The following is a 23,175-nucleotide window of genomic DNA, read 5'->3' on the forward strand; positions in this document are numbered from 1 at the left end:
AATAAGAGCCCGGTCAGGTTTCTTCGAGCGTTACAGCGTCGCGCGACGGCAGGCGCCACAGCCAGGTGCCGACGCTGACCGCGATGCCGGCCAGCATCAGCTGCAGCCACAGGTACTCGCGCACCGCCCAGATGGAGACGCTGATCGACAGTGTCATCATCGAGATCGCTACCTTCTTCGTTTTCAGCGATAGGCTGCGGCACTCCTCCCAGTCGCGGATCACCGGGCCGAAGCTGCGATGCGCCAGCAGGCGCTGGTGGAAGCGTTCCGAGGCCTTGGCGTAGCAGGCGGCGGCGAGCAGGATGAAGGGCGTCGTCGGCAGCACCGGCAGGAAGACGCCGAGGATGCCGAGCAGCAGCGCGATGGAGCCGGTGATCCACAGCAGCCAGCGCACCAGCGGCGAGGCGTGCAGGCGGGAGGCGGGCATGTCGCCGGGCGCCGGGCGCGGGGACACGGAAAGTGACGCAGGGTCGTTCATCGTGCCGGTATTCTACCGGCCGGTGATCCGTTCCGCGATCCAGCGCTTGAATTCGGGGACTTTCGGGTTGGCGCGGTCGTAGGCCATCAGGCTGTGGCCGAAGACGTAGGCGAAGACGAGGATGCTGCGCGCGCGCGCCTCGTCGTCGGGGAAGCCGAGCTGGACGAAGAGCTTGCGCGTGCATTCGAGGCGGTAGGCATCGACCGCCTCGACCACCGCGTTCACCTTCGCGTCGTGCCGGGCCCAGTCGCGCACCGCCAGCTCGATCGAGATCCCCTTGCGGTTGCGTACCGCGCTGTAGACGTCGATGACGTGGTGGATCTGCTCCAGCTCCTTGCCCGACGCGGCGGTCGTCTGCTTCTCGATGTCGCGCAGGCGGCCTTCCTTCCACACCTCGACGACGGCGTCGAGCAGATCCTGGCGGTCCTTGAAGTGCCAGTAGAAGCTGCCCTTGGTGACGCCGAAGTTCTTGGCGAGGACTTCGACGCGCAGCCCGGCGACGCCCTGGTCGGCGAGGACGTCGATGGCGCCTTCGATCCAGTCGTTGCGGTCGAGTTGGGTACGGCTCGGTCGTTCAGTGTTCATCGCGTTCCGCTGTCGTGTTGGTGGGGCCGATTGCGCCGCGCGGCCGGCTTGACATCAAATTTTCCATACGGTACCGTACGCACCAGTCCATACCGTAGAGTATGGCCTATTGTCGGGCGCCCGGAGGGCGATGTCAAACGCCGCCGCGGGCTGCGTGACATAATCGTCGCGTCATTTGACCGCTTCGGCTCCGTCGCCCGGATGGCCGCAATTAAAGGAGAGTAGCCTTGAAAATTCTCGTCCCTGTCAAACGCGTCGTCGATTACAACGTCAAGGTGCGCGTGAAGAGCGACGGCACCGGCGTCGATATCGCCAACGTCAAGATGTCGATGAACCCCTTTGACGAAATCGCCGTCGAGGAAGCCGTCCGCCTGAAGGAAGCCGGCGTCGCGACCGAGGTCGTCGCCATTTCCGCCGGCGTCGCCGGCTGCCAGGAAACCCTGCGCACGGCGATGGCGATCGGCGCCGACCGCGGCATTCTGGTCGAAACCGACGTCGAACTGCAACCGCTGGCCGTTGCCAAACTGCTCAAGGCGCTGGTCGACAAGGAGCAGCCGCAGGCGGTGATCCTCGGCAAGCAGGCGATCGACGACGACGCCAACCAGACCGGGCAGATGCTCGCCGCGCTGCTCGGCTGGCCGCAGGCCACCTTCGCCTCGAAGGTCGTCATCGCCGGCGGCAAGGCCACCGTCACCCGCGAGGTCGACGGCGGCCTGGAGACGCTGGAGATCGCGCTGCCGGCGGTGATCACCACCGACCTGCGCCTGAACGAGCCGCGCTACGCGACCCTGCCGAACATCATGAAGGCGAAGAAGAAGCCGCTCGATACGGTCAAGCCTGCCGACCTCGGCGTCGACGTCGCGCCGCGGCTGAAGACGCTGAAGGTCGCCGAACCGGCGAAGCGCCAGGCCGGCGTCAAGGTCGCGGACGTCGCCGACCTGGTGGCGAAACTGAAGAACGAAGCGAAGGTGATCTGATCATGGCCATTCTCGTCATTGCCGAACACGACAACCTCTCCCTGAAGCCGGCGACGCTGAACGCCGTCACCGCCGCCGCGAAGATCGGCGGCGACATCCACGTGCTGGTCGCCGGCAGCGGCTGCGCTGCTGCGGCGGAAGCCGCGGCCAAGGTCGCCGGCGTCGGCAGGGTGAAGGTCGCCGATGCCGCCCACTACGCCGACCAGACCGCCGAGAACGTCGCCGCGCTGGTCGTCGCCAACGCCGCCGGCTACAGCCACCTCGTCGCCCCGGCCACCACCGCCGGCAAGAACTTCATGCCGCGCGTCGCCGCGCTGCTCGACGTCGCGCAGATCTCCGACATCGTCGGCGTCGACTCCGCCGACACCTTCATCCGCCCGATCTATGCCGGCAACGTGCTGGCCACCGTGCAGTCAGCCGACGCGGTGAAGGTCATCACCGTGCGTACCACCGCCTTCGAGGCAGCCGGCGAGGGCGGTTCGGCCGCCGTCGAAAGCGTCGCCGCCGCGGCGGATGCCGGCAACAGCAAGCTGGTCGGGCGCGAGCTGACCAAGTCGGCGCGCCCGGAACTGACCGCCGCCAAGATCATCGTCTCCGGCGGCCGCGGCGTCGGCAACGGCGAGAACTACCACGCGCTGCTCGAACCGCTCGCCGACAAGCTCGGCGCCGCGCTCGGCGCCTCGCGCGCGGCGGTGGACGCCGGCTTCGTGCCGAACGACTACCAGGTCGGCCAGACCGGCAAGATCGTCGCGCCGCAGCTGTATATCGCGGTCGGCATCTCGGGGGCGATCCAGCACCTCGCCGGCATGAAGGATTCGAAGGTGATCGTGGCGATCAACAAGGATCCGGAGGCGCCGATCTTCCAGGTCGCCGACTACGGCCTGGTCGGCGACCTGTTCGAGGTCGTGCCGCAGCTCACCGCGGCGGTCTGACGCGGAGGCGGAAAGGAGGCCGGGATGAACCTGCCGGACGGCCTGCTCGCCGGCGCCTGGACGACGGCCGCGTGGCTGCTGTTCATCCCGCTCTTCCTGCGCGTGGTCTGGCGCTCGCCGTGGCGGCGCCTGGCCGATCCATCGCGGCTCAACGCCTGGCTGGGGACGATCGTCGTGCTGGTGCTGCTGTGGAGCCTGAACGCCGGCATCAAGCCCGGCCTGTCGCTGCACCTGATCGGTGCCGCGGTGCTGGCGCTGGCCTTCGGGCCCGGACTTGCCTTCATCGGGCTGTGCGCGGCGTTGCTCGGCGTGACCCTCAACGGCGATGCCGGCTGGGCGAGCTTTGCCGCCAACGCGCTGCTGATGGGCGGCGTCAGCGTCGGCGTCAGCCGCGGCGTGCTGCGCTTCTCCGAGCGCTTCCTGCCGCGCCAGCTGTTCGTCTACCTCTTCGCCAACGGCTTCTTCGGCGCCGCGCTGTCGATCCTCGCAGTCGGCATCGCCGCCTCGGGGCTGCTCGTCGCCGCCGGCGTCTACAGCATCGACTACGTGCGCAGCGAATACCTGCCCTACGTCGGCCTGCTCGCCTTCTCCGAGGCCTGGCTGTCGGGGATGGTGATCACGCTGTTCGTCGTCTACCGCCCGCAATGGGTCGCCACTTTCGAGGATTCGCGCTACCTGCTCGGCAAGTAGCGCAGTGAAGCAGATCAAGCAAACCAACCATCAGGAGAACAGGAAATGAGTGAATACATTGCACCGGTCCGCGACATGCAGTTCGTGCTGAAGGAGCTCGCCGGGCTGGAGCGGCTGTCGCAGCTGCCCGGCTGCGAGGAGGCGACGCCGGACCTGGTCGATGCCGTTCTCGAGGAGGCGGCCAAGTTCGCCGAGGGCGTGCTGTCGCCGCTGAACGTTCCCGGCGACCAGGAAGGCGCGCGCTGGCACGACAAGGCGGTGACGATGCCGAAGGGCTTCAGGGAGGCCTACCAGCAGTTCGTCGAGAACGGCTGGTCGGCGCTCGCCTGCGAGCCCGAGTTCGGCGGCCAGGGGCTGCCGAAGGTGGTCAATGCCGCCGTCACCGAGATGTGGAAGTCGGCCAACCATGCGTTCTCGCTGTGCCCGCTGCTGACCACCGGCGCCATCGAGGCGCTGGTGCTCGCCGGCTCCGACGAATTGAAGGCGACCTACCTGGAGAAGATGGTGTCCGGCGTGTGGACCGGCACGATGAACCTGACCGAGCCGAACGCCGGCTCCGACCTCGCCGCCGTGCGCAGCAAGGCCGAGCCGCAGGCCGACGGCAGCTACAAGATCTTCGGCCAGAAGATCTTCATCACCTACGGCGAGCACGACCTCGCCGAGAACATCGTGCACCTCGTGCTGGCGCGCACGCCGACCGCGCCGGAAGGCGTCAAGGGCATCTCGCTGTTCGTCGTGCCGAAGTTCATGGTCAACGCCGATGGCTCGCTCGGCGCGCGCAACGACGCCTGGTGCGTGTCGATCGAGCACAAGCTCGGCATCCACGCCAGCCCGACCGCGGTGATGGCCTACGGCGACCACGGCGGCGCGATCGGCTACCTGGTCGGCGAGGAGAACCGCGGCCTCGAGTACATGTTCATCATGATGAACGCCGCCCGCTTCGGCGTCGGCCTGGAAGGCATCGCCGACGGCGAGCGCGCCTACCAGCGCGCGGTGACCTACGCCAAGGACCGCATCCAGGGCACCGACATCGGCGTTCGCGGCGGCCCGAAGGTGGCGATCATCAACCACCCGGACGTGCGCCGCATGCTGCTGAGCATGAAGTCGCAGGTCGAGGCGGCGCGCGCGCTGGCCTACGTCGTCGGTGCCGCACACGACACCGCGATCCACCATCCGGACCCGGAGACGAGGAAGCAGAACCAGGCCTTCGTCGACCTGATGATCCCGGTGGTCAAGGGCTGGAGCACCGAGATGGGCATCGAGGTCGCCTCGACCGGCGTGCAGGTGCACGGCGGCATGGGCTTCATCGAGGAGACCGGTGCCGCGCAGCACCTGCGCGACGTGCGTATCTCGGCGATCTACGAGGGCACCACCGGCATCCAGGCCAACGACCTGATCGGACGCAAGATGGCGCGTGAAGGCGGCGCCACGATCAAGGCGGTGATCGCGCTGATGAAGCAGCTCGACGGCCAGCTCGCCGAACAGAGTGGCGGCAAGAACGGCGAGCACTTCGCCGCCATCCGCCAGCGCTTCGCCGCCGGCGTCGCCGCGCTCGAACAGGCGGCGGAGTGGATCGTCGCCAATTACGGCAAGGACGTGCGCGCCGTCTCGGTCGGCGCCGCGCCCTTCCTCTGGCTGTTCGGCATCGTCGCCGGCGGCTGGCAGATGGCGCGCGCCGCGCTGGTCGCGCAGGCCAAGATCGACGGCGGTGATGCCGATCCGTTCTACCCGGCGAAAATCGTCACCGCGCGCTTCTTCGCCGACCACCAGCTGACCCGTGCGCAAGGCCTGGCGACGACCGTCGTCGAGGGCGCCGCCGGTGCGCTGGCGCTGGACGAGTCGATGTTCTGACCCGCGCCGTTCCGCGGAAAGCAGAAGCCCCGGCCTGCCGGGGCTTCTTTTTTTCCGCCGCGCAGTGCGGCGGCGACGGCTGCCGGATTTTTCAGTCCGGCGGCGCCCGACGTACTCGTGCCGGGGCAGGGGTTCGGTAGCGGCGTCTCGGTCGGGGGAAGGTATCCGCTCTGCGGGTTCCATCGGGGGCGCGGCGCCGATCCGCCGGCAGTTCTTCGGTTGCCTGCGCCGTTTGCTCCGGCACGGACTTTTTGCGCGCTGTGACGCATCGCGCGCGCAGCCGAATTGTGTCGGAATTGCTTCGGACAGGCCGTATTCAAGCTAAAATGGCGCGAGCCAGGACCGGAGATTTTTATGACAACCGCGACCCAGAAAGCCCTCGCCGCGCTGACGCCCGCCGCGCAGTCGGTACATTCCGAAAACCTGACCTTCGCCACCAGCGCCGACGCCAGCCTGCGCGTGATGAAGGCGGTGGACAATCCGGACCTGAACATGGACGACCTCGCGCGCATCGTCACCTCGGAGCCGCTGCTGTCGGCGAAGGTCGTGCGCATGGCCAACTCGGTCGCGCTGAACCCGTCGGGGCGCGCGATCACCGACGTCAAGCAGGCGGTGATGCGCGTCGGGCTGGCGCCGATCCGCTCGCTGGCGATGGCGCTGACGCTCGACCAGCTGCGCCATTCGCAGCGCATGGCGGCATGCCGCCAGCTGGCCAACCGCATGTGGGAGCGCAGCGTGCATGTCGCCGCGCTGTCCTACGTCGTCGCCCGCCGCCTGACCCGGCTGCCGGCGGACGAGGCGATGCTCGCCGGCATCGTGCACGACCTCGGTCGCTTCTACCTGCTCGGCATCGCCGCCGACGAATTTCCCGAGCTGCTGAAGGACCAGCGCGCGCTGATCGAAGCCATCGACGAACTCGAGGCGACGGTCGGCAGCAAGGTGCTGGAGGCGCTCAGCCTGCCGGAAAGCACGATCGCGGCGGTCGCCGGGCGCGGCCGTTTCGGTGGCGCGATGCCGCCGCAGTCGCTGTCCGACATCCTCTTCCTCGCCTGCTGGCTGGCGCCGTCGGCGAATCCGTTCGAGGACGCCGACACGCGCGAGGCGGCGCGGGCGCAGGAGGGCGCCGCGCTCGGCCTCGACCGGCAGACGATCGCCGAATTCGTCAGCGCCTCCGGCGACGAGATCTATTCGATCGCGCTGGCGCTGGAAGCGTAGTCGCGCCCTCGGTGCCGGCACGCCGCCGGCCGGGTCGACAAAAAAACGCCGTCCCGCGGGACGGCGTTGTCGTTGATGGCGCCGCTCACATGTTCGGGTAGTTCGGCCCCTCGCCGCCCTGCGGCACGACCCAGACGATGTTCTGCGTCGGATCCTTGATGTCGCAGGTCTTGCAGTGCACGCAGTTCTGCGCGTTGATCTGCAGGCGCGGATTCTGTCCCGACTCGTCGCGCACGATCTCGTAGACGCCGGCCGGGCAGTAGCGCTGCTCGGGCGCATCGTAGTCGGCGAGGTTCACGCGGATCGGTACCGCCGCGTCCTTCAGCGTCAGGTGGCAGGGCTGGTCTTCCTCGTGGTTGGTGTTGGAGAGGAAGACCGAGGACAGGCGGTCGAAGGAAACGACGCCGTCCGGCTTCGGATAGGCGATCGGCTGACAGTCCGCGGCCTTCTTCAGTTTGGCGTGGTCGGGGCCGCTGTGGTGCAGCGTCCACGGCGCCTTGCCGCGGAAGACGAGCTGGTCGATGCCGAACATCAGGCCGCCGAGGTGCAGGCCCTTGGCCATCCACGGCTTGAAGTTGCGCGCGCGGTAGAGTTCGTCGTAGAGCCAGCTCTGTTCGAACTTCTGCGGGAAGGCGGTCAGCTCGTCGCGCTGGCGCTCGCCGGCGAGCGCCTCGAAGCAGGCTTCCGCCGCCAGCGAGCCGGACTTGATCGCGCAGTGCGAGCCCTTGATGCGCGAGGCGTTGAGGAAGCCGGCGTCGTCGCCGACCAACACGCCGCCGGGGAAGGTCAGTTTTGGCAGCGACTGCAGGCCGCCGGCGGCGATCGCGCGGGCGCCGTAGGCGATGCGCTTGCCGCCTGCGAGGAACCTGCGGATTTCCGGGTGCGTCTTGAAGCGCTGGAACTCCTCGTAGGGCGACAGATACGGGTTCTCGTAGCCGAGGCCGACGACGTAGCCGATCGTCACCTGGTTGTTCTCGAGGTGGTAGAGGAAGCCGCCGCCGTAGGTGTCGGGGTTCAGCGGCCAGCCGCCGGTGTGGATGACCAGGCCTTGCTGGTGCTGCTCCGGCGCAATCTCCCACAGCTCCTTCAGGCCGATGCCATAGACCTGCGGGTCACGGCCGGCGTTGAGGTCGAATTTCTCCTGCAGCTGCTTGCCGAGGTGGCCGCGGCAGCCTTCGGCGAAGAACGTGTACTTGGCATGCAGCTCCATGCCGAGCTGGAAGTTCGGGCCCTCGCTGCCGTCCTTGAGGCGGCCCATGTCGCCGGTGGCGACGCCCATCACCGCGCCGTTCTCGTCGAACAGCACCTCGGCACCGGCGAAGCCGGCATAGACCTCGACGCCGAGCGCCTCGGCCTGCTGGCCGAGCCAGCGGCAGACGTTGCCGAGCGAGATGACGTAGTTGCCGTGGTTCTGGAAGCAGTCCGGCAGCAGCATGTTCGGCACCTGGCGGGCGCCGTTCTCGGAGAGCACCAGGAAGCGGTCCTCGCTGACCGCGGCGTTGAGCGGCGCGCCTTCGTCCTTCCAGTTCGGAAACAGTTCGCCGATCGCGCGCGGATCCATCACCGCACCGGATAGAATGTGGGCGCCGATCTCGGAACCTTTTTCGATCAGGCACACCGAAACCTCCTGCCCGGCTTCGGCTGCCAGCTGCTTCAAGCGGATCGCCGAGGCCAGCCCGGCCGGGCCGCCGCCGACGATGAGGACGTCGAATTCCATCGCTTCGCGTTGCATGTTCTCTCTCTCCTCGAATTTTTGTTATGCTGCACGAAATGCACAATACGGTAACGTATGGTAGCAAATTTCCGCAAGCGATCAAGTGCGAGAATAAAGGACATGGAGACAAGACACCCCCACCGCAAGCTGGTACAGACCTGCCTGATCCCCATCCGCTGGGGCGACATGGACGCCTACGGGCACGTGAACAACACGATCTATTTCCGCTACATGGAGCAGGCGCGCTGCGAATGGCTGGAGGCGCTCGGCTACAAGGTGGCGCCCGAGGGGCAGGCGCCGGTGATCATCAACGCCGCGTGCACCTTCCTCGTGCCGATGACCTATCCGGGAACGGTCGAGGTCCGGCTGTACGCCGGCCACGTCGGCCGCTCCAGCGTGGAAACCCATTACGAACTGCGCGTCGTCGGCGAGGACACCCTCTATTCGGAAGGGGCGTCGAAGATCGTCTGGATGGACACGGCCACCGGCAAGTCGGTGCCGATCCCGGACGCGCTGCGCGCAGTCGTGTCCTGACAAACCAATAAAGATGGAGGAGACAACGATGCAACAAGCCCGGCAACCCCTGTGGACCCCCAGCCCCGAGCGGGCGGCGGCGAGCGGCATGGCGGCCTTCATGCGCCATGCCGGCTTCGACAACTACGACGCGCTGTGGCAGTGGTCGGTGGATGCGCCAGAGGCCTTCTGGCCGATGATCTGGGACTACTGCGGCGCGGTCGGCGAGCGCGGCGGCAAGGTGCTCGTAAACGGCGATCGCATGCCCGGCGCCGCCTGGTTTCCCGAGGCCCGGCTGAACTACGCCGAAAACCTGCTGAAGCACCGCGACCATGCCGACGCGCTGGTCTTCTGGGGCGAGGACAAGGTCAAGCGCAAGCTCAGCCGCGAAGCGCTCTACGCCGAGGTGTCGCGCTTCCAGCAGGCGCTGAAGGCGGCCGGCGTCGGCCCGGGCGACCGCGTCGCCGGCTATCTGCCGAACATGCCGGAGACGGTGGTGGCGATGCTTGCCGCGACCTCGCTCGGCGCGATCTGGACCTCGGCCTCGCCCGACTTCGGCGTGCAGGGCGTGCTCGACCGCTTCGGCCAGATCGCGCCGAAGGTGCTGGTCTGCGTCGACGGCTACTGGTACAACGGCAAGCCGGTCGACTGCCTGGCCAAGAACGCCGAGGCGGTGGCGCAGCTGCCGTCGGTCGAGAAGACCGTGGTCGTCGGCTACCTGTCGGAAACCCCGGACGTCTCGGCGATCCGCAACGGCGTGCGCTGGCGCGACTTCGTCGCGCCGCATGCGGCCGGGGCGGTGGACTTCGTCCGGCTGCCCTTCGATCATCCGCTGTACATCATGTATTCGTCGGGCACCACCGGCGTGCCCAAGTGCATCGTCCATTGCCACGGCGGCGCGCTCTTGCAGCACCTGAAGGAACAGCAGCTGCACAGCGACGTGAAGCCGGGCGACCGCCTGTTCTACTTCACCACCTGCGGCTGGATGATGTGGAACTGGCTGGTGTCGGGCCTCGCTTCGGGCGCCGCGCTGCTGCTCTACGACGGCTCGCCCTTCGTCGCCGGCGCCGACGGCAAGGCCGGCTCGATCCTGTTCGACTATGCCGATGCCGAGGGCATGACGCACTTCGGCACCTCGGCGAAGTTCATCGACGCCGTGGCCAAGGCCGGTCTGTCGCCGCGCCGCTCGCACCGGCTGGCGACGGTGCGCGCGATCTTTTCGACCGGCAGCCCGCTGGCGCCGGAAGGCTTCGAGTTCGTCTATCGCGAGATCAAGGCCGACGTCGCGTTGGCCTCGATTTCCGGCGGCACCGACATCCTGTCGTGCTTCGTCCTCGGCAACCCGCTGTTGCCGGTATGGGTCGGCGAGATCCAGTGCCGCGGCCTGGGCATGGCGGTCGACGTGTTCGACGACGAGGGCCGGCCGCTGCGTGGCCGGGCGGGCGTCGACGGCCGCGGCGAGCTGGTGTGCACCAAGCCCTTCCCGGCGATGCCGGTCGGCTTCTGGAACGACCCGGACGGCGCCAAGTACCGCGCCGCCTACTTCGAACGCTTCGACAACATCTGGTGCCACGGTGACTTCGCCGAGATCACCGCGCACGGCGGCGTGATCATCTACGGCCGCTCGGACGCGACGCTGAACCCGGGCGGCGTGCGCATCGGCACCGCGGAGATCTACCGCCAGGTGGAGCAGCTGCCGGAGGTGGTCGAGTCGCTGGTGATCGGCCAGGACTGGCCACCGGGAACGATCGGCGACGTGCGCGTGGTGCTCTTCGTCAAGCTGCGCGACGGCGAGACGCTGGACGCGGCGCTGGCCGAGCGGATCAAGCAGCAGATCCGCGCCAACACGACGCCGCGCCACGTGCCGGCGAAGGTGCTGCAGGTGGCCGACATCCCGCGCACGAAGAGCGGCAAGATCGTCGAACTGGCGGTGCGCAACATCGTGCACGGACGGGCGGTGAAGAACCTCGAGGCGCTGGCCAATCCGGAGGCGCTGGCGTATTTCCGCGACCGCCCGGAACTGCAGAGCTGAACATCACGCGAAGGAGGCGGCGGAAGCGCCGCGACCGGGCCGCCGCAAGAGGAGGGGCTATTGCGGCGGTTCGTCCTTCTCGCGCGCTTCCGCCTTGAGCTTGTCGCCGATCGGATCGTCGGGATTGACCATCAACACCGACAGCATCAGCATCAGCAACGGGAACAGCGTCATCGCGACGGCATCGAGGGAGCCCGTTCCCACCGCCATGATCGCCGGCAGCACCACCATGCCCGTGCCGAGGAACTTCATCAGGGCTTCTTTCGCCATTTCAGCCTCCCTGCCGCATCCGCGCGGCTTCTGTCGGGGCGGCCCGTGGGCCGGGGCGGGCTTATCAAGGAATCGAAAAGCCTTCAGTCAATTTGTTTATAGGCGATCCGTGAAGTTCCTGCGCATCAGGATTTTCTATTCCGACGGAATCACGATGCGCGCGCTGCTCAGCCGAGCAGCGTGACCACCACTTCGCGCCGATGGCCCTGCGCCCGGTGCTCGAACAGGTAGATTCCCTGCCAGGTACCGAGCAGCAGCCGGCCGCCGGCGAAGGGCACCGACACCGAGACCCCGGTCAGCAGCGAACGGGCATGTGCCGCCATGTCGTCGTCGCCTTCGAGGTCGTGCCGGTAGGCCGGGTCGCCGTCCGGCGCCCAGCGCTGCAGCAGCGTTTCCAGATCGCGGCGCACCGTGGCGTCGGCGTTCTCGGTGATCGCCAGCCCGCAGCTGGTGTGGCGGACGAAGACATGGGCGACGCCGGCGGCGATCGCCGACTCGCGTACCCGCGCGGCGACCTCGCCGGTGATGTCGAGCGATTCGCGGGCGCGGGTGATGAAGTGCAGGGTGTGTTGCTCGGCCATGTCAGCACCTTGCCTCGCCGCGCGCCATCATCCCGTTCCTCATGCCTTCTTGCCCTGCGGCAGATTCACCAGCACGATGCCGGCCGCCACGCAGCCGGCGGCGAGCAGGAAGCTCGGCGTCAGCGGATCGTCGAGGAAGAGCACGCCGAAGGCGACGCCGAACAGCGGCGTGAGGAAGGAGAACACCATCAGCCGGCCGACCAGGTAGGTCTGCAGCAGCCAGAACCAGGCGAGATAGCTGGCGAAGGCGACGATCACCCCCTGGTAGGCGAGCGCCAGCAGCACCGGGAGGCTGAGCCGGGTGATTCCGGCCTCGCCGAGCAGCGGCGACAGCGGCAGCATGACGACGGCGGAAACGGCGAGTTGGTACCCCAGCACCTTGCTGGCGCTGATCCGCGAGAGTCCGCTGGCGCGGATCAGCACGGTGGTCGCCGCCCAGCCGACGGCGGCGAGCAGGCCGAGCAGGTCGCCGAGGAAAGTGCCCGCGGCGCTGCCGCTCTCGCCGAGGAAGCCGGCCGTGATGCCGGCGAAGGCCAGCGCGATGCCGGCGAAATGCCGCCAGTGCAGCCGCTCGCCGGGAACACACCAATGCAGCCCGAGTACCGTCAAGCACGGCGCGGTATAGAGAAAGACGATCATCCGCGAGGCGGTGGTGTGCGCCAGCCCGGCATAGATGAAGACGAATTCCACTGCGAACAGCGCGCCGGCCAGCAGGCCCAGGCGCGCCGTACCGTCCGCCTGCAGCAGCGGCAGGCCGCGCCAGCGCGCCCACAGCATCAGCAGCGCCAGCCCGACGAGGGAGCGGATGCCCGACTGCAGCACCGGGCTGATGCCGTCGATGGCGATCTTGATGGTCACCTGCTGGAAGCCCCAGATCGCGCAGAGCAGGATCATCAGGGCAAAGGCGGAGGCGCCGGGCGGGTGGCGTGAATTCATTGTCGGGGCGCTTGCTTTTTGGTTGTTTGCTGTATAAGAATACAGTATGTGATTATTTCCAGCATTCCGGAGCGTGCGATCATGACCAAGCTTACCCCCAGGCAGCAGGAAATCCTCGATTTCATCCGCAATACGGTCGAAGTCCTCGGCGCGCCGCCGACGCGGGCGGAGATCTCGTCGGCCTTCGGTTTCGCGTCGCCCAACGCCGCCGAGGAGCACCTCAAGGCGCTCGCCAAGAAAGGCAGCATCGTCCTCGAACCGGGCGCCGCACGCGGCATCCGGCTGGTCGAGCAGCTCGGCCTGCCGTTGATCGGCACGGTCGCCGCCGGCAGCCCGATCCTCGCCGTCGAGAACGTCCTCGGCCGCTACGCGCTCGATGCGCATCTCTTTTCGCCGCGCGCCGATTTCCTGCTGCGCGTGCGCGGCCTGTCGATGATCAACGCCGGCATCTTCGACGGCGACCTGCTCGCCGTGCATCGCACCCCCGAGGCGCGCGACGGCCAGATCGTCGTCGCCCGCCTGCAGGAGGAGGTGACGGTCAAGCGCCTGCGCCGCCACGGTCCGGTGGTCGAACTGGTCGCCGAGAACCCCGACTTCGAGCCGATCATCGTCGACACGCGCAAGGAGGAAGTCGCCATCGAAGGCATCGCCGTCGGCCTGATCCGGGGCAGCGAGGCGCTCTGATGTCCGCCGGCGCCGCCGCTGCCGCCGGGCAGCCCGACCTTGCCGACGTCCTCGCGCGCAGCGACGTCTGGCGCGGCGATACGCTGGCGCAGGCGCCGCTGCCCGGCGTGCCCAGCGGCTTCGGCGAACTCGACGCCGAGCTGCCGGGCGCCGGCTGGCCGCGCGGCGGGCTGGTCGAGCTGCTGCCCGAGCGCCGGGGAATCGGCGAAATGGCGCTGCTGATGCCGGCGCTGGCCCGCATCTCCAGCGCAGAGCTGGCCTGGGTGGTCTGCGTGGCGCCACCGCTGCCGCCCTATGCGCCGGCCTGGGCCGCTGCCGGCGTCTCGCTGTCGCGCCTCCTGGTCACCCGCGCCGCCGGCGGCGATGCCGCCTGGGCCTGTGCCCGCGCGCTCGAGGCCGACGGCGTCGGCGCGCTGGTCGCCTGGCTGCCGGCGGCCGACGCGTCGACGCTGCGCCGCCTGCAACTGCTGGCCGAAAAGAGCCGCACGCTGATCTTCCTCTTCCGCCCGGCCGCCGCCGTCCGGGAGTCCTCGCCGGCGCCGCTGCGCATCGCGCTGGCGGCGGGCCGGACCGCCGGCCGCCTCTCGCTCAACCTGCTCAAGCGGCGCGGCGGCGCCCGTGCCGCACCGCTCGAACTCGACCTGGCGCGCCCCGCGCCGCTGTCGTCCGCGTTCCATGTTGTGGCTGGCGCTGCGCCTTCCGCTGCTGCCGCTCGAAGTCTTTCCCCAGCGGCCGCCGCCTAGCGCCGTCATCGCCAGCGAACGCATCGTCGCCTGCGATCCGTCGGCGACGCAGGGAGGCGTTTGCCCGGGGATGCGGCTGGCCGATGCCTGGGCCTTGTTGCCCGGGCTGACGGTCTGCGAGCGCAGCGGGGAACGGGAGCAGCGGCAACTCGCGGCGCTGGCCTGCTGGTCCGGACGCTTCACTTCCGAGGTCTGCCTGCAGCCGCCCGCGGCGCTGCTGCTCGAGATTTCCGGCTCGCTTCGCCTCTTCGGCGGCCTCGCTGCGCTCTGCGCGCAGGTCGAGAGCGGCTGTGCGGCGCAGGGGCATGCGGCGGCGATCGCCGTCGCGCCGACGCCGCTCGCCGCCCTCTGGCTCGCGGCGGAAAAGCCGGGCAGCCGCTGCCTGTCGCCGGCGGCCCTGCCGGCCGCGCTCGCCGATCTGTCGCTGGCCGTGCTCGACCTGCCGCCGGCGCAGGCCGCGCGCGCTGCCGGTTTCGGCGTGCGCTCGCTGGGCGAACTGCTGCGCCTGCCGCGCGCCGGCCTGGCGCGCCGGCTCGGCGCCGCGGCGGTGACGACGCTGGCCCGCGGCCTCGGCGAGGTCGCCGATCCGCGGCCGCGTTTCGCTTTCCCCGATACCTTCGCCGAGCATCTGGAGTTGCCGGCGCGCGTGCACGATGCCGAAAGCCTGTTGTTCGCGGCACGGCGCCTGCTGCAGCGCTGCTGCGGCTGGCTGGCGGCGCGCGCCGCAGGCGTCCGCGAACTGCGGTTGGAGATGGCGCACGAGCGGCATGAACGGCAGCCGGCGAGCGCGCTGGAGCTGCACTTCGCTGCGCCGACCCGCGACGGCGAGCGCATCGAGCGCGTCCTGCGCGAGCGTCTCGGCCGCCTGGCGCTGACGGCACCGGTGATCGCGCTGCGCCTCGTCGCCGAGCGCGTCGAGGCGCTCGGCGGGCGCGAACGCGGCCTGTTCGGCGATGCCGCGGGCGGGGAGGGGGTGGCGATGCTGGTCGAGCGCCTGCAGGCCCGCCTTGGCAGCGAGGCGGTGCAGGGGCTGGCGGCGCTGCCGGCGCATCGTCCGGAATGCGCCTCGCGTTTGGTGCCGCCCGGCGCGGGGAGCGCTGTGCCGGCGGCAGGGGCGCGCCCCTGCTGGCTGCTGCCGCAAGCGGAGCCACTGGCCGAGGTCGGCGGCCGGCCGCAGCGCGGCGGTCCGCTCGAACTGCTCAGCGGACCGGAGCGGATCGAAAGCGGCTGGTGGGACGAAGGCGAGGCAGGGGCGGTCGGCGACGTGCGGCGGGACTATTTCGTTGCCCTGTCGCCCCGCCGCGAATGGCTATGGATTTTCCGCAGCGCACAAGGATGGTTCCTGCACGGCCTTTTTTCCTGAAATTTTATTGGCATTTTCGAGCTCGATTTTCTATATTAGCGGATGTTGTTTTTGATCTGCGTTAAAGCAAAACAGAAAGGAGACAAGGCTCATGGACGAGGTCCCGCATGGCTTGTTGCCGACCGAACTGATGATCGGCCATCCCGAGGTGGATGCTCAGCACGACGAGATTTTCTGCCGGATCGAGACCCTGAAGGCCGTCATGCTCGAGGACGGCCAGCCGCATCATGCCGAGTTCGATGCGCTGATCGCCTTCTTCGAGTTGCATTTCGCCACCGAGGAGGCCTGCGCCCAGGCTGCCGGCATCGACTTCTCCGCGCATGCCCGCGAGCACCTCAAGAGCCTGCGTATCCTGTCCCGTGCGGTTGCCGACCTGCGCGACGGCCGCCTCGACCTGCGCACCTTCCTGCGCTACCTCGAATACTGGTTCGAGCAGCACATCAACGATTTCGACAAGGCGCTCGGTCACCGCCTCGAGGACGCGCGCGCACGCGGCAGCCGCAGTCTCCGTTCGCCGGCGGGAATCGGCCTCTCCGCCTGATTCTTCCTGCTTGATGAACTTACTGTATTTATATACAGTAAGTTCATGCTGTCTCATCTCCCGGCCTACGCCGAGCTTCACTGTCTTTCCTGCTTCAGCTTCCTGCGCGGCGCCGCGCATCCCGATGAACTGGTCGCCCGCGCGCAGGCGCTCGGCTATGCCGCGCTGGCGCTCACCGACGAATGCTCGCTGGCCGGCGTCGTGCGCGCGCACGTGGCGGCCAAGGCCTGCGGCCTCAAGCTCATCGTCGGCACCGAATTCACGCTCGTCGACGGCCTGCGGCTGGTGCTGCTGGCCGAAGACCGGGCCGGCTACGGCAACCTCTCGGCGCTGATCACGCTCGCCCGGCGGCGGGCGGAGAAGGGCGCCTACCGCCTGCTGCGCGGCGACCTCGAAGGCATCCTGCCGGGCGCCGGCGTGCCCGGCTGCCTGTGCCTGTGGCTGCCCGTCGCCGCGGACGAGGCGGCCGCCGCCGACGGGCGCTGGCTGGCGGCCCGCTTCCCCGGCCGCTGCTGGCTCGCCGTCGAACTGCACAACGGCGCCGACGATGCGGCGAAGCTCGCCGGCCTGCGGCAGCTGGCGCAGGACTGCGGCCTGCCGGCGGTGGCCGCCGGCGACGCGCACATGGACGTCCGCTCCCGCCGCCCGCTGCAGGACGTGCTCACCGCGCTGCGCCTGAAGACCACCGTCTTCGCCGCCGGCCACGCGCTCTTTCCCAACGGCGAGCGCCACCTGCGCACGCGCCTGCGCCTCGGTCGCCTCTACCCGCCGGCACTGCTGGCGGAAACGCTGAACATCGCCGCGCGCTGCAACTTCTCGCTCGACGAGCTGCGCTACGAATACCCGGACGAGGTGGTGCCGCCCGGCGAGACCCCCGCCGGCTACCTTGCCCGAGAGGTCGAGGCCGGCCTCGCGCGCCGCTATCCGCAGGGCGTGCCGCTGGGCGTGCGCGGGCAGGTGGAGATGGAGCTCGCGCTGATCGCCGAACTGCGCTACGAGGCCTACTTCCTCACCGTCTACGACATCGTCAATTTTGCCCGGGGCAAGGAAATCCTCTGCCAGGGCCGCGGCTCGGCCGCCAATTCGGCGGTGTGCTACGCGCTGGGCATCACCGAGGTCGATCCGGCGCGTTCCAACCTGCTCTTCGAGCGCTTCATCTCGAAGGAGCGCGGCGAGCCGCCGGACATCGACGTCGACTTCGAGCACGAGCGGCGCGAGGAGGTGGTGCAGTACATCTACGCGAAGTACGGTCGCGGCCGCGCGGCGCTGGCGGCAGCGCTGATCACCTACCGTACGCGCGGCGCGCTCCGCGACGTCGGCCGCGCGCTCGGCTTCTCGCCGGCGCAGATCGACGCGCTGTCCGGGTCGCTGGCGTGGTGGGACAGTCGCGACCAGCTGCCGGCGCGCTGCGCCGCGGTCGGCCTCGATCCGGACAGCCCGCGCGTCGCCAAGTGGCTGGCACTGACTGAAATGCTGGTCGGCTTCCCGCGCCACCTGTCGCAGCACGTCGGCGGCTTCGTCATCGCGCGCGGGCCGCTCGCGCGGCTGGTGCCGATCGAAAACGCGGCGATGGCCGAGCGCACGGTGATCCAGTGGGACAAGAACGACATCGAGGCGCTCGGACTGCTGAAGGTCGACGTGCTGGCGCTGGGCATGCTCTCCGCCGTGCGCCGTGCGCTCGACCTGCTCGGCCGGCGGCTGCAGGACATCCCGGCCGAGGACCCGGTGGTGTACGAAATGATCTGCCGCGCCGACACCATCGGCGTTTTCCAGATCGAGTCGCGCGCGCAGATGGCCATGCTGCCGCGCCTCAAGCCGCGCTGCTTCTACGACCTCGTGGTGGAAGTGGCGATCGTCCGCCCCGGCCCGATCCAGGGCGACATGGTCCATCCCTACCTGCAGCGGCGCGAGCGCCTGCGCGCGACCGGCCAGCCGCTGCGCTTCTCGCGCCCGGAACTCGCCGACGTGCTCGGCCGCACCTGCGGCGTACCGATCTTCCAGGAACAGGCGATGCAGCTCGCCGTCGTCGCCGCCGGCTTCACTCCGGGCGAGGCCGACAAGCTGCGGCGGGCGATGGGCGCCTGGCAGCGCAAGGGCGGGCTCGACCATTTCCGCGGCAAGCTGCTCGCCGGCATGGCCGCGCGCGGCTACCCGGCCGAGCTGGCCGAGCGCCTCTACCGCCAGATCGAAGGCTTCGGCGACTACGGCTTCCCCGAATCGCACGCCGCCTCGTTCGCGCTGCTCGCCTACGTTTCCGCGTGGCTCAAGCGGCACCATCCGGCGGAATTCCTCTGTGCGCTGCTGAACAGCCAGCCGATGGGCTTCTACTCGCCGTCGCAGCTGGTGCAGGACGCGCAGCGGCACGGCGTGACGGTGCTGCCGGTCGATGTGCAGACGAGCGAGGTGGCGGCCAGCATCGGGGAGGCGCCCGAACCCCTCCCGCCGGTCGCCCCTTCGACAAGCTCGGGACAGGCACCGAGTAGCCCACGCCGTGGGCGTAGCGAAGGGCAAAAGTCCTCCCGGCGGAAAACTTCCGGAAGCGGGCCGGGCGCCGTTCGCCTGGGGCTGCAGAGCATCGCCGGCCTGTCACAGACGGCCGCCGAGGCTGTCGCCGCATGCCGTCCGGCCGGTGGCTACGCCAGCGTCACGGATCTTGCCGTGCGCACCGGTCTCGCGCAGCGCGACCTCGACGCGCTGGCCGCCGCCGGCGCGCTGCAGCGTCTCGCCGGCCACCGCCGCCGGGCAGCGTGGGCGGCGGCCGGCGCCGCCGTGCAACTCGACCTGCTCGCCGCCGCCGCGCCGGCGGAGCCGGTGCCGCCGCTCGCCGCGCCGAGCGAGGGCGAGGACATCGTCGCCGACTACGCCAGCCTCGGCCTGACCCTCGGCCGCCATCCGCTGCGCCTGTTGCGCGAGCGCCTCGCGCAGCGGCGCTTTCTCTCCGCCGGCGAGCTTGCCGGGCAGGCCGACCGGGCGCTGGTGCGCGCCGCCGGCATCGTTACCTGCCGGCAGCGGCCGGGCACTGCCAGCGGCGTCGTCTTCCTGACGCTGGAGGACGAGACCGGACTCGCCAACATCGTCGTCTACGGCCGCCTTGCCGACCGGCAGCGGCGCGAACTGCTCGGTGCGCGCCTGCTCGGCGTGCTCGGGCAGGTGCAGCGGGAAGGCGAGGTGGTGCATCTGGTGGCCGGCCGGCTGCTCGACCTCAGCCCGTGGCTGGGCGGGCTGGCGACGGCGAGCCGGGATTTCCACTGACTCGGCGTTGCCGGCAGCGGCGCGGGGCTTGGCATTGCCCGCGCATCGGTAATAATCAGAGTATCCGGCCAAGCGCCGCAAGCGGTTTTTCGAATCCCATGCCGACACTCCTTTCGGTCATCGGCCGTCTCGCCTCGGCCACGCTCCTCGCGCTGGCACTGCTGCCGGGGCCGGCGTCGTCCGCCTGCGCCGAGCGGCCGGCCGCCATCGACGAGGCGAAGTTCACGCTCGGGCCGCGTCACCACCCGCTGGGGCGGCCGCTGCCGGCGAGCGCCGGCTTCAACCAGCCGGACCGCTGCGTCGACGAGATCTGGTTCTTCGACCAGAACGGGAACGGCCAGCCGGACCCCGGCGAGGTCCGTGTCTTCGGTGCGAACCGTCAGGTCGATTGCGGCTCGTGCCACGGCGAGTCGCTGCAGGCGAAATCCGCGGCGTCGGCGAGCGTCTTCCTGCGCCAGGACGCGGCGGTGCTGTGCCTCGTCTGCCACCGGCTGTGAGCGTGCCGGATCAGCCGGCGCACAGCTGCCGCCGGTAGCGTTCCGGCGTGATCCCCGTCTGCTTCGCGAACATCGCGATGAACGCCGACGGCGTCGCGTAGCCGAGGTCGAAGGCGATCGCGCCGACCGCCTTGCCCTGTTTCAGCCAGGCCAGCGCCTGCAGTAGCCGCACCCGCGTCCGCCAGGCGACGAAGCTCATTCCCAGTTCCTGCCGGAAGCGCCGCGCCAGCGTGCGTTCGGTGCTGTGCACGCGCTGCGCCCAGGCCTGCAGCGTGGTGCTGTCGCCGGGCTGGCCGCGCACGGCGGCGAGGATCGGCCGCAACAGCCGGTCGGCGCTGTCCGGCAGGTAGTCCTCGACGCTGCCGGCCTGCACCATGCGCTGCACGAGCAGTCGCGCCTGCGCCTCGTCCCACGGCTCGGCGACGGCGCCGACGCCGCGCGCGCAGAAGTCGTCGAGCAGCGCGCGCACCAGCGGCGGCTGCGGGATCAGGCAGGGCTGCGTCGGCAGCTGCCGGGCCACGTCGTCGGCGACGTAGACCGAGACGTAGTCCAGCGCCTGCCGGATGTGCGCGGCGTGCGGCACGCCGGCGGGAATCCACACCAGGTACTCGGCCGGTGCCGCCAGCGTGCGCTCGGGCAGCGACAGTTCGAGGATGCCGAGGCTGATGCGGTTGATCTGGCCCCAGGGATGGCGATGCCACTCGTAGTCGGTGTTGGCCAGGAATTTCTCGTAGCGGAAGTGGAGCGGCGCCGGCGCCGGCAGCGCGAGGTCGGTGGCGGCGTAGGGGAGTTCGTTCATTTCGTCGCAGGCGAAGGATCGGTTTGTCTGGTTCGAAGTATATGCCTTGGATCGGCCATCGCTAGACTGGCGGCGTATTCTCAAAGGAGTTGCCGCATGCACTTCCTCTTCCCGCTGCTCGCCGTACTGATCTGGTCCGCCAACACCGTCGTCTCGAAGGCGGCGGCGGGCGTCGTCGACCCGGCGGCGATCTCGCTCTACCGCTGGCTGGTCGCCGCGCTGGCGCTGACGCCGCTGTTCGCCGTCCCGCTGTGGCGCGCCCGCCGCGAACTGCTCCCGCAGCTGCCGCGCTTCGCGGTGCTGTCGCTGCTCGGCATGGTGGCCTACCAGTGCCTGGCCTACTACGCGGCGCACCGCACCTCGGCGACCAACATGGGCGTCATCTGCGCGCTCGTGCCGCTGCTCGGTCTGCTGCTCAACGGGCTGGTCTTCCGCGCCCGGCTGTCGTCCTGGGTCGTCGCCGGCGTCGCGCTGTCGCTGGCCGGCGTCCTCTACCTGCTCGGCGCCGGCCATCCGGCGCGCCTGCTCGGCAGCGGCATCAACCTCGGCGACGGCCTGATGCTGCTTGGCGCCGCCTGCTACGCGCTGTACGGCATCCTCTACCAGCGCTGGTCGCCGCCCTTCGGGCAATGGCTGAACCTCTATGTGCAGGCGCTGCTGGCGGTGGCGCTGCTGACGCCGCTGGCGATCAGCGCCGAAACGCTGGCCGTGCCGGCGCGCGGCGTGCCGCTGGTGCTCTTCGCCGGCCTCGGCTCGTCGGTGCTCGCCTCGTATTTCTGGATGCGCGGGCTGCAGCAGCTGGGCAGCGAGCGCACGGCGGTGTTCATGAACCTGCTGCCGCTGTGCACCGCGCTGATCGCCGCCGTCACGCTCGGCGAGCGGATCCACGCCTACCACTGGCTGGGCGGCGGCCTGATCCTGCTCGGCGTCGGCTTGAGCCAGCGCCGGCCGGCGGCGAGGCTGCAGCCCGCCTGAGCGGCCGCCGGCGCTAGCGCCGCGCCTGCGCGACCAGCTGGCCGAGCCGGCGCAGCGCGGCCTCGACCTCGTCGGTGAACGGCAGCCCGCAGTTCAGCCGCAGGTAGTTGTCGAAGCGGTTCGAGTTGGAGAACATCTGCCCGGGGGCGACCAGGATGCCTTCGTCGAGGGCGGCGTCGAACACGCGCTGCGAGGAGATGTCGGCGGGCAGCTCGATCCACAGCATCAGGCCGCCGTCCGGCTCGTTGAAGCGGGTGCCGGCGGGAAAACATTCGGCGATCGCGGCGGCGGTGCGCGCGCGCTGGTCGGCGAGCTGGCCGCGCAGGCGGCGCAGGTAGCGGTCGAAGGCGCTGGAGGCGATGAACTCGCCGGCGGCGAGCTGCGACAGCTCCTCGCTGCTGCGCGTCTGCGCGTACTTGAGCATCTCCACCCGCGCCTGCCGGCGGCCGGCGCTGATCCAGCCGAGGCGCATGCCGGCGGCGAGGATCTTGTGCAGCGACGCGCAGTGGATGACGTTGCCGGTCCTGTCCCAGTGCTTCAGCGCCTTGCGCGGCGCATCGCCGTTGGCCAGCGCGCCGTAGGTGTCGTCCTCGATCAGCGCGATGCCGGCGGCGTCGCAGAGGGCGACCAGGCGGGCCTTGTGCGCATCCGGCATGATGCTGCCGAGCGGGTTCTGCAGCACCGGCACGACGACCACCGCCTTGATTTCCGGATACGTCCGCGTCGCCAGTTCGAGCGCCTCGAGCGAGATCCCGGTCTGCGGGCTGGTGGGAATTTCCAGCGCGCGCAGGCCGAGCGATTCGAGCACCTGCAGAAGGCCGAAGTAGGTCGGCGACTCGACGGCGACGATGTCGCCGGGCTGGGCGACGGCGCGCAGCGCGACGTTGAGCGCCTCGATGCAGCCGTGGGTGACGACGATCTCGTCGGGCGACAGCACCATGCCGCTCTCCATCGCTCGCCGCGCCAGGATGCCGCGGAAGCCGGCGTTGCCGTTGAGCGCGATGTTCTTCACCAGCAGGTCGGGGTGGCGGCGCAGCGCACGGGTGGCGGCGTTCTTCAGCGCCTCGCCGGGGTACAGGGCGGGCGCGCAGGCGGCGCCGGAAAGGTTGATGCGCACCGGCTTGCCCTTGCTGCGGGCGACGATGCCGCGGGCGACGAAATCGGAAACGCGGGCGTGGATGCCGACGAACTGCGCCGGGTCGGGCAGGGCGGCGTGGTCGGGTTCCTGCAGCGCCGCCGCCGCGAAGCGCTTCGGCCGCCGCACGAAATTGCCGGAGCGCGGCCGCGCCTCCAGCCAGCCTTCGCTTTCGAGCGAGCGGCAGACCTGCAGGGCGGTGGACAGGCTGACGCCGTGGCGGCCCATCAGCGTGCGCACCGACGGAAAACGCTCGCCCGGTCGCAGCGCGCCGCTCTCGATCGCGCTGCGGTATTGGCCGGCCAGCGCGCGGTAGAGCGGGGTCCGGTCGGCGACGGGGGCTGCAAGCGGTTCGTCCATGCGCCATCTTCGCCCGCCGCGGGCGGGCGGGACAGATATAGATTCAGGGAAA

General features: G+C 69.6%; 22 protein-coding genes. 14 read left to right on the forward strand and 8 right to left on the reverse strand.

Annotated features, from left to right (window positions below):
- Positions 1-13: 13 nt before the first annotated feature.
- Together IWH25_RS12045 and IWH25_RS12050 are read right to left on the reverse strand one after the other, a co-directional pair.
- On the reverse strand, positions 14-427 hold the full coding sequence (locus tag IWH25_RS12045) for a YbaN family protein (RefSeq protein WP_203386042.1): 414 nt from the start codon (positions 425-427) through the stop codon (positions 14-16).
- Positions 428-490: 63 nt separating this feature from the next.
- Positions 491-1,063, reverse strand: a complete 573-nt coding sequence (locus IWH25_RS12050; RefSeq protein WP_203386043.1) for a TetR/AcrR family transcriptional regulator — start codon at positions 1,061-1,063, stop codon at positions 491-493.
- A gap of 227 nt (positions 1,064-1,290) precedes the next feature.
- Here IWH25_RS12050 and IWH25_RS12055 point away from each other — a divergent pair, with 227 nt between their 5' ends.
- From IWH25_RS12055 to IWH25_RS12075, 5 genes are all read left to right on the forward strand, one after another.
- Entirely contained in the window at positions 1,291-2,040 is a 750-nt protein-coding gene (locus IWH25_RS12055) for an electron transfer flavoprotein subunit beta/FixA family protein (protein WP_203386044.1), read from the forward strand.
- A gap of 2 nt (positions 2,041-2,042) precedes the next feature.
- Complete coding sequence (locus tag IWH25_RS12060; protein ID WP_203386045.1) at positions 2,043-2,972, forward strand: electron transfer flavoprotein subunit alpha/FixB family protein; 930 nt, start codon at positions 2,043-2,045, stop codon at positions 2,970-2,972.
- Positions 2,973-2,996: 24 nt separating this feature from the next.
- Positions 2,997-3,662 (forward strand): energy-coupling factor ABC transporter permease, encoded by a 666-nt coding sequence (locus IWH25_RS12065; RefSeq protein WP_203386046.1) that lies wholly within the window; start codon positions 2,997-2,999, stop codon positions 3,660-3,662.
- Between the two features lie 45 nt (positions 3,663-3,707).
- Positions 3,708-5,513 carry an acyl-CoA dehydrogenase C-terminal domain-containing protein gene (locus tag IWH25_RS12070; protein WP_203386047.1) on the forward strand — a complete coding sequence of 602 codons (1,806 nt, stop codon included), beginning with the start codon at positions 3,708-3,710 and terminating at the stop codon, positions 5,511-5,513.
- A 354-nt stretch (positions 5,514-5,867) separates the two neighbouring features.
- Positions 5,868-6,728, forward strand: coding sequence for an HDOD domain-containing protein (locus IWH25_RS12075; protein WP_203386048.1), 861 nt, complete (start codon positions 5,868-5,870; stop codon positions 6,726-6,728).
- Positions 6,729-6,813: 85 nt separating this feature from the next.
- Here the strand turns inward: IWH25_RS12075 and IWH25_RS12080 are convergent, their stop codons facing one another.
- Complete coding sequence (locus IWH25_RS12080; RefSeq protein WP_203386049.1) at positions 6,814-8,460, reverse strand: electron transfer flavoprotein-ubiquinone oxidoreductase; 1,647 nt, start codon at positions 8,458-8,460, stop codon at positions 6,814-6,816.
- Between the two features lie 102 nt (positions 8,461-8,562).
- Here IWH25_RS12080 and IWH25_RS12085 point away from each other — a divergent pair, with 102 nt between their 5' ends.
- Positions 8,563-8,976 carry an acyl-CoA thioesterase gene (locus IWH25_RS12085; RefSeq protein ID WP_238998885.1) on the forward strand — a complete coding sequence of 138 codons (414 nt, stop codon included), beginning with the start codon at positions 8,563-8,565 and terminating at the stop codon, positions 8,974-8,976.
- 28 nt (positions 8,977-9,004) lie between these two features.
- Positions 9,005-10,987, forward strand: coding sequence for an acetoacetate--CoA ligase (locus IWH25_RS12090; RefSeq protein ID WP_203386051.1), 1,983 nt, complete (start codon positions 9,005-9,007; stop codon positions 10,985-10,987).
- Between the two features lie 57 nt (positions 10,988-11,044).
- Here IWH25_RS12090 and IWH25_RS12095 read toward each other — a convergent pair whose 3' ends face one another.
- The 3 genes from IWH25_RS12095 to IWH25_RS12105 form a co-directional block, all read right to left on the reverse strand.
- On the reverse strand, positions 11,045-11,257 hold the full coding sequence (locus IWH25_RS12095; protein ID WP_203386052.1) for a hypothetical protein: 213 nt from the start codon (positions 11,255-11,257) through the stop codon (positions 11,045-11,047).
- Between the two features lie 167 nt (positions 11,258-11,424).
- On the reverse strand, positions 11,425-11,838 hold the full coding sequence (locus IWH25_RS12100) for a secondary thiamine-phosphate synthase enzyme YjbQ (RefSeq protein ID WP_203386053.1): 414 nt from the start codon (positions 11,836-11,838) through the stop codon (positions 11,425-11,427).
- A 39-nt stretch (positions 11,839-11,877) separates the two neighbouring features.
- A complete protein-coding gene (locus tag IWH25_RS12105; protein WP_203386054.1) occupies positions 11,878-12,774 on the reverse strand; it encodes a DMT family transporter in 897 nt (298 codons plus the stop codon).
- Positions 12,775-12,855: 81 nt separating this feature from the next.
- Here IWH25_RS12105 and lexA point away from each other — a divergent pair, with 81 nt between their 5' ends.
- The 6 genes from lexA to IWH25_RS12135 all read left to right on the forward strand — a co-directional run bounded on the left by lexA (position 12,856) and on the right by IWH25_RS12135 (position 19,854).
- A complete protein-coding gene (lexA, locus tag IWH25_RS12110; protein WP_203386055.1) occupies positions 12,856-13,458 on the forward strand; it encodes a transcriptional repressor LexA in 603 nt (200 codons plus the stop codon).
- A complete protein-coding gene (imuA, locus tag IWH25_RS12115) occupies positions 13,458-14,201 on the forward strand; it encodes a translesion DNA synthesis-associated protein ImuA (protein ID WP_203386056.1) in 744 nt (247 codons plus the stop codon). The genes lexA and imuA overlap by 1 nt, the downstream gene beginning before the upstream one ends.
- Positions 14,134-15,564: a Y-family DNA polymerase gene (locus tag IWH25_RS12120; protein WP_203386057.1), complete on the forward strand. Its 1,431-nt coding sequence runs from the start codon at positions 14,134-14,136 to the stop codon at positions 15,562-15,564. The genes imuA and IWH25_RS12120 overlap by 68 nt, the downstream gene beginning before the upstream one ends.
- Before the next feature lie 91 nt (positions 15,565-15,655).
- A complete protein-coding gene (locus tag IWH25_RS12125) occupies positions 15,656-16,105 on the forward strand; it encodes a bacteriohemerythrin (protein WP_203386058.1) in 450 nt (149 codons plus the stop codon).
- 45 nt (positions 16,106-16,150) lie between these two features.
- On the forward strand, positions 16,151-19,357 hold the full coding sequence (locus tag IWH25_RS12130; RefSeq protein ID WP_203386059.1) for an error-prone DNA polymerase: 3,207 nt from the start codon (positions 16,151-16,153) through the stop codon (positions 19,355-19,357).
- Between the two features lie 98 nt (positions 19,358-19,455).
- The gene (locus tag IWH25_RS12135; RefSeq protein ID WP_203386060.1) at positions 19,456-19,854 is read left to right on the forward strand and encodes a hypothetical protein; all 399 of its coding nucleotides are present in this window, start codon (positions 19,456-19,458) and stop codon (positions 19,852-19,854) included.
- A gap of 10 nt (positions 19,855-19,864) precedes the next feature.
- On the opposite strand, the gene IWH25_RS12140 is transcribed toward IWH25_RS12135, so the two are convergent.
- Entirely contained in the window at positions 19,865-20,653 is a 789-nt protein-coding gene (locus IWH25_RS12140; RefSeq protein WP_203386061.1) for an AraC family transcriptional regulator, read from the reverse strand.
- Positions 20,654-20,749: 96 nt separating this feature from the next.
- On the opposite strand from IWH25_RS12140, the gene IWH25_RS12145 reads away from it, so the two are divergent.
- Positions 20,750-21,628 (forward strand): DMT family transporter, encoded by an 879-nt coding sequence (locus IWH25_RS12145; protein WP_203386062.1) that lies wholly within the window; start codon positions 20,750-20,752, stop codon positions 21,626-21,628.
- A 13-nt stretch (positions 21,629-21,641) separates the two neighbouring features.
- Here IWH25_RS12145 and IWH25_RS12150 read toward each other — a convergent pair whose 3' ends face one another.
- Positions 21,642-23,123: an aminotransferase-like domain-containing protein gene (locus tag IWH25_RS12150; RefSeq protein ID WP_203386063.1), complete on the reverse strand. Its 1,482-nt coding sequence runs from the start codon at positions 23,121-23,123 to the stop codon at positions 21,642-21,644.
- Between the last annotated feature and the right edge of the window lie 52 nt (positions 23,124-23,175).

This window comes from Azospira restricta, from assembly GCF_016858125.1.
Lineage (GTDB): Bacteria > Pseudomonadota > Gammaproteobacteria > Burkholderiales > Rhodocyclaceae > Proximibacter > Proximibacter restrictus.

Bases quoted from the DNA above. Each gene is read 5' to 3' on its own strand.
- lexA (WP_203386055.1), top strand. From the start codon at position 12,856: ATGACCAAGCTTACCCCCAGGCAGCAGGAAATCCTCGATTTCATCCGC.
- IWH25_RS12150 (WP_203386063.1), bottom strand. From the start codon at position 23,123: ATGGACGAACCGCTTGCAGCCCCCGTCGCCGACCGGACCCCGCTCTAC.
- IWH25_RS12125 (WP_203386058.1), top strand. From the start codon at position 15,656: ATGGACGAGGTCCCGCATGGCTTGTTGCCGACCGAACTGATGATCGGC.
- IWH25_RS12120 (WP_203386057.1), top strand. From the start codon at position 14,134: ATGTTGTGGCTGGCGCTGCGCCTTCCGCTGCTGCCGCTCGAAGTCTTT.
- IWH25_RS12045 (WP_203386042.1), bottom strand. From the start codon at position 427: ATGCCCGCCTCCCGCCTGCACGCCTCGCCGCTGGTGCGCTGGCTGCTG.
- IWH25_RS12095 (WP_203386052.1), bottom strand. From the start codon at position 11,257: ATGGCGAAAGAAGCCCTGATGAAGTTCCTCGGCACGGGCATGGTGGTG.
- IWH25_RS12105 (WP_203386054.1), bottom strand. From the start codon at position 12,774: ATGAATTCACGCCACCCGCCCGGCGCCTCCGCCTTTGCCCTGATGATC.
- IWH25_RS12145 (WP_203386062.1), top strand. From the start codon at position 20,750: ATGCACTTCCTCTTCCCGCTGCTCGCCGTACTGATCTGGTCCGCCAAC.
- IWH25_RS12070 (WP_203386047.1), top strand. From the start codon at position 3,708: ATGAGTGAATACATTGCACCGGTCCGCGACATGCAGTTCGTGCTGAAG.
- IWH25_RS12060 (WP_203386045.1), top strand. From the start codon at position 2,043: ATGGCCATTCTCGTCATTGCCGAACACGACAACCTCTCCCTGAAGCCG.
- IWH25_RS12130 (WP_203386059.1), top strand. From the start codon at position 16,151: ATGCTGTCTCATCTCCCGGCCTACGCCGAGCTTCACTGTCTTTCCTGC.
- IWH25_RS12065 (WP_203386046.1), top strand. From the start codon at position 2,997: ATGAACCTGCCGGACGGCCTGCTCGCCGGCGCCTGGACGACGGCCGCG.
- imuA (WP_203386056.1), top strand. From the start codon at position 13,458: ATGTCCGCCGGCGCCGCCGCTGCCGCCGGGCAGCCCGACCTTGCCGAC.
- IWH25_RS12080 (WP_203386049.1), bottom strand. From the start codon at position 8,460: ATGCAACGCGAAGCGATGGAATTCGACGTCCTCATCGTCGGCGGCGGC.
- IWH25_RS12140 (WP_203386061.1), bottom strand. From the start codon at position 20,653: ATGAACGAACTCCCCTACGCCGCCACCGACCTCGCGCTGCCGGCGCCG.
- IWH25_RS12100 (WP_203386053.1), bottom strand. From the start codon at position 11,838: ATGGCCGAGCAACACACCCTGCACTTCATCACCCGCGCCCGCGAATCG.
- IWH25_RS12050 (WP_203386043.1), bottom strand. From the start codon at position 1,063: ATGAACACTGAACGACCGAGCCGTACCCAACTCGACCGCAACGACTGG.
- IWH25_RS12135 (WP_203386060.1), top strand. From the start codon at position 19,456: ATGCCGACACTCCTTTCGGTCATCGGCCGTCTCGCCTCGGCCACGCTC.
- IWH25_RS12075 (WP_203386048.1), top strand. From the start codon at position 5,868: ATGACAACCGCGACCCAGAAAGCCCTCGCCGCGCTGACGCCCGCCGCG.
- IWH25_RS12085 (WP_238998885.1), top strand. From the start codon at position 8,563: ATGGAGACAAGACACCCCCACCGCAAGCTGGTACAGACCTGCCTGATC.
- IWH25_RS12090 (WP_203386051.1), top strand. From the start codon at position 9,005: ATGCAACAAGCCCGGCAACCCCTGTGGACCCCCAGCCCCGAGCGGGCG.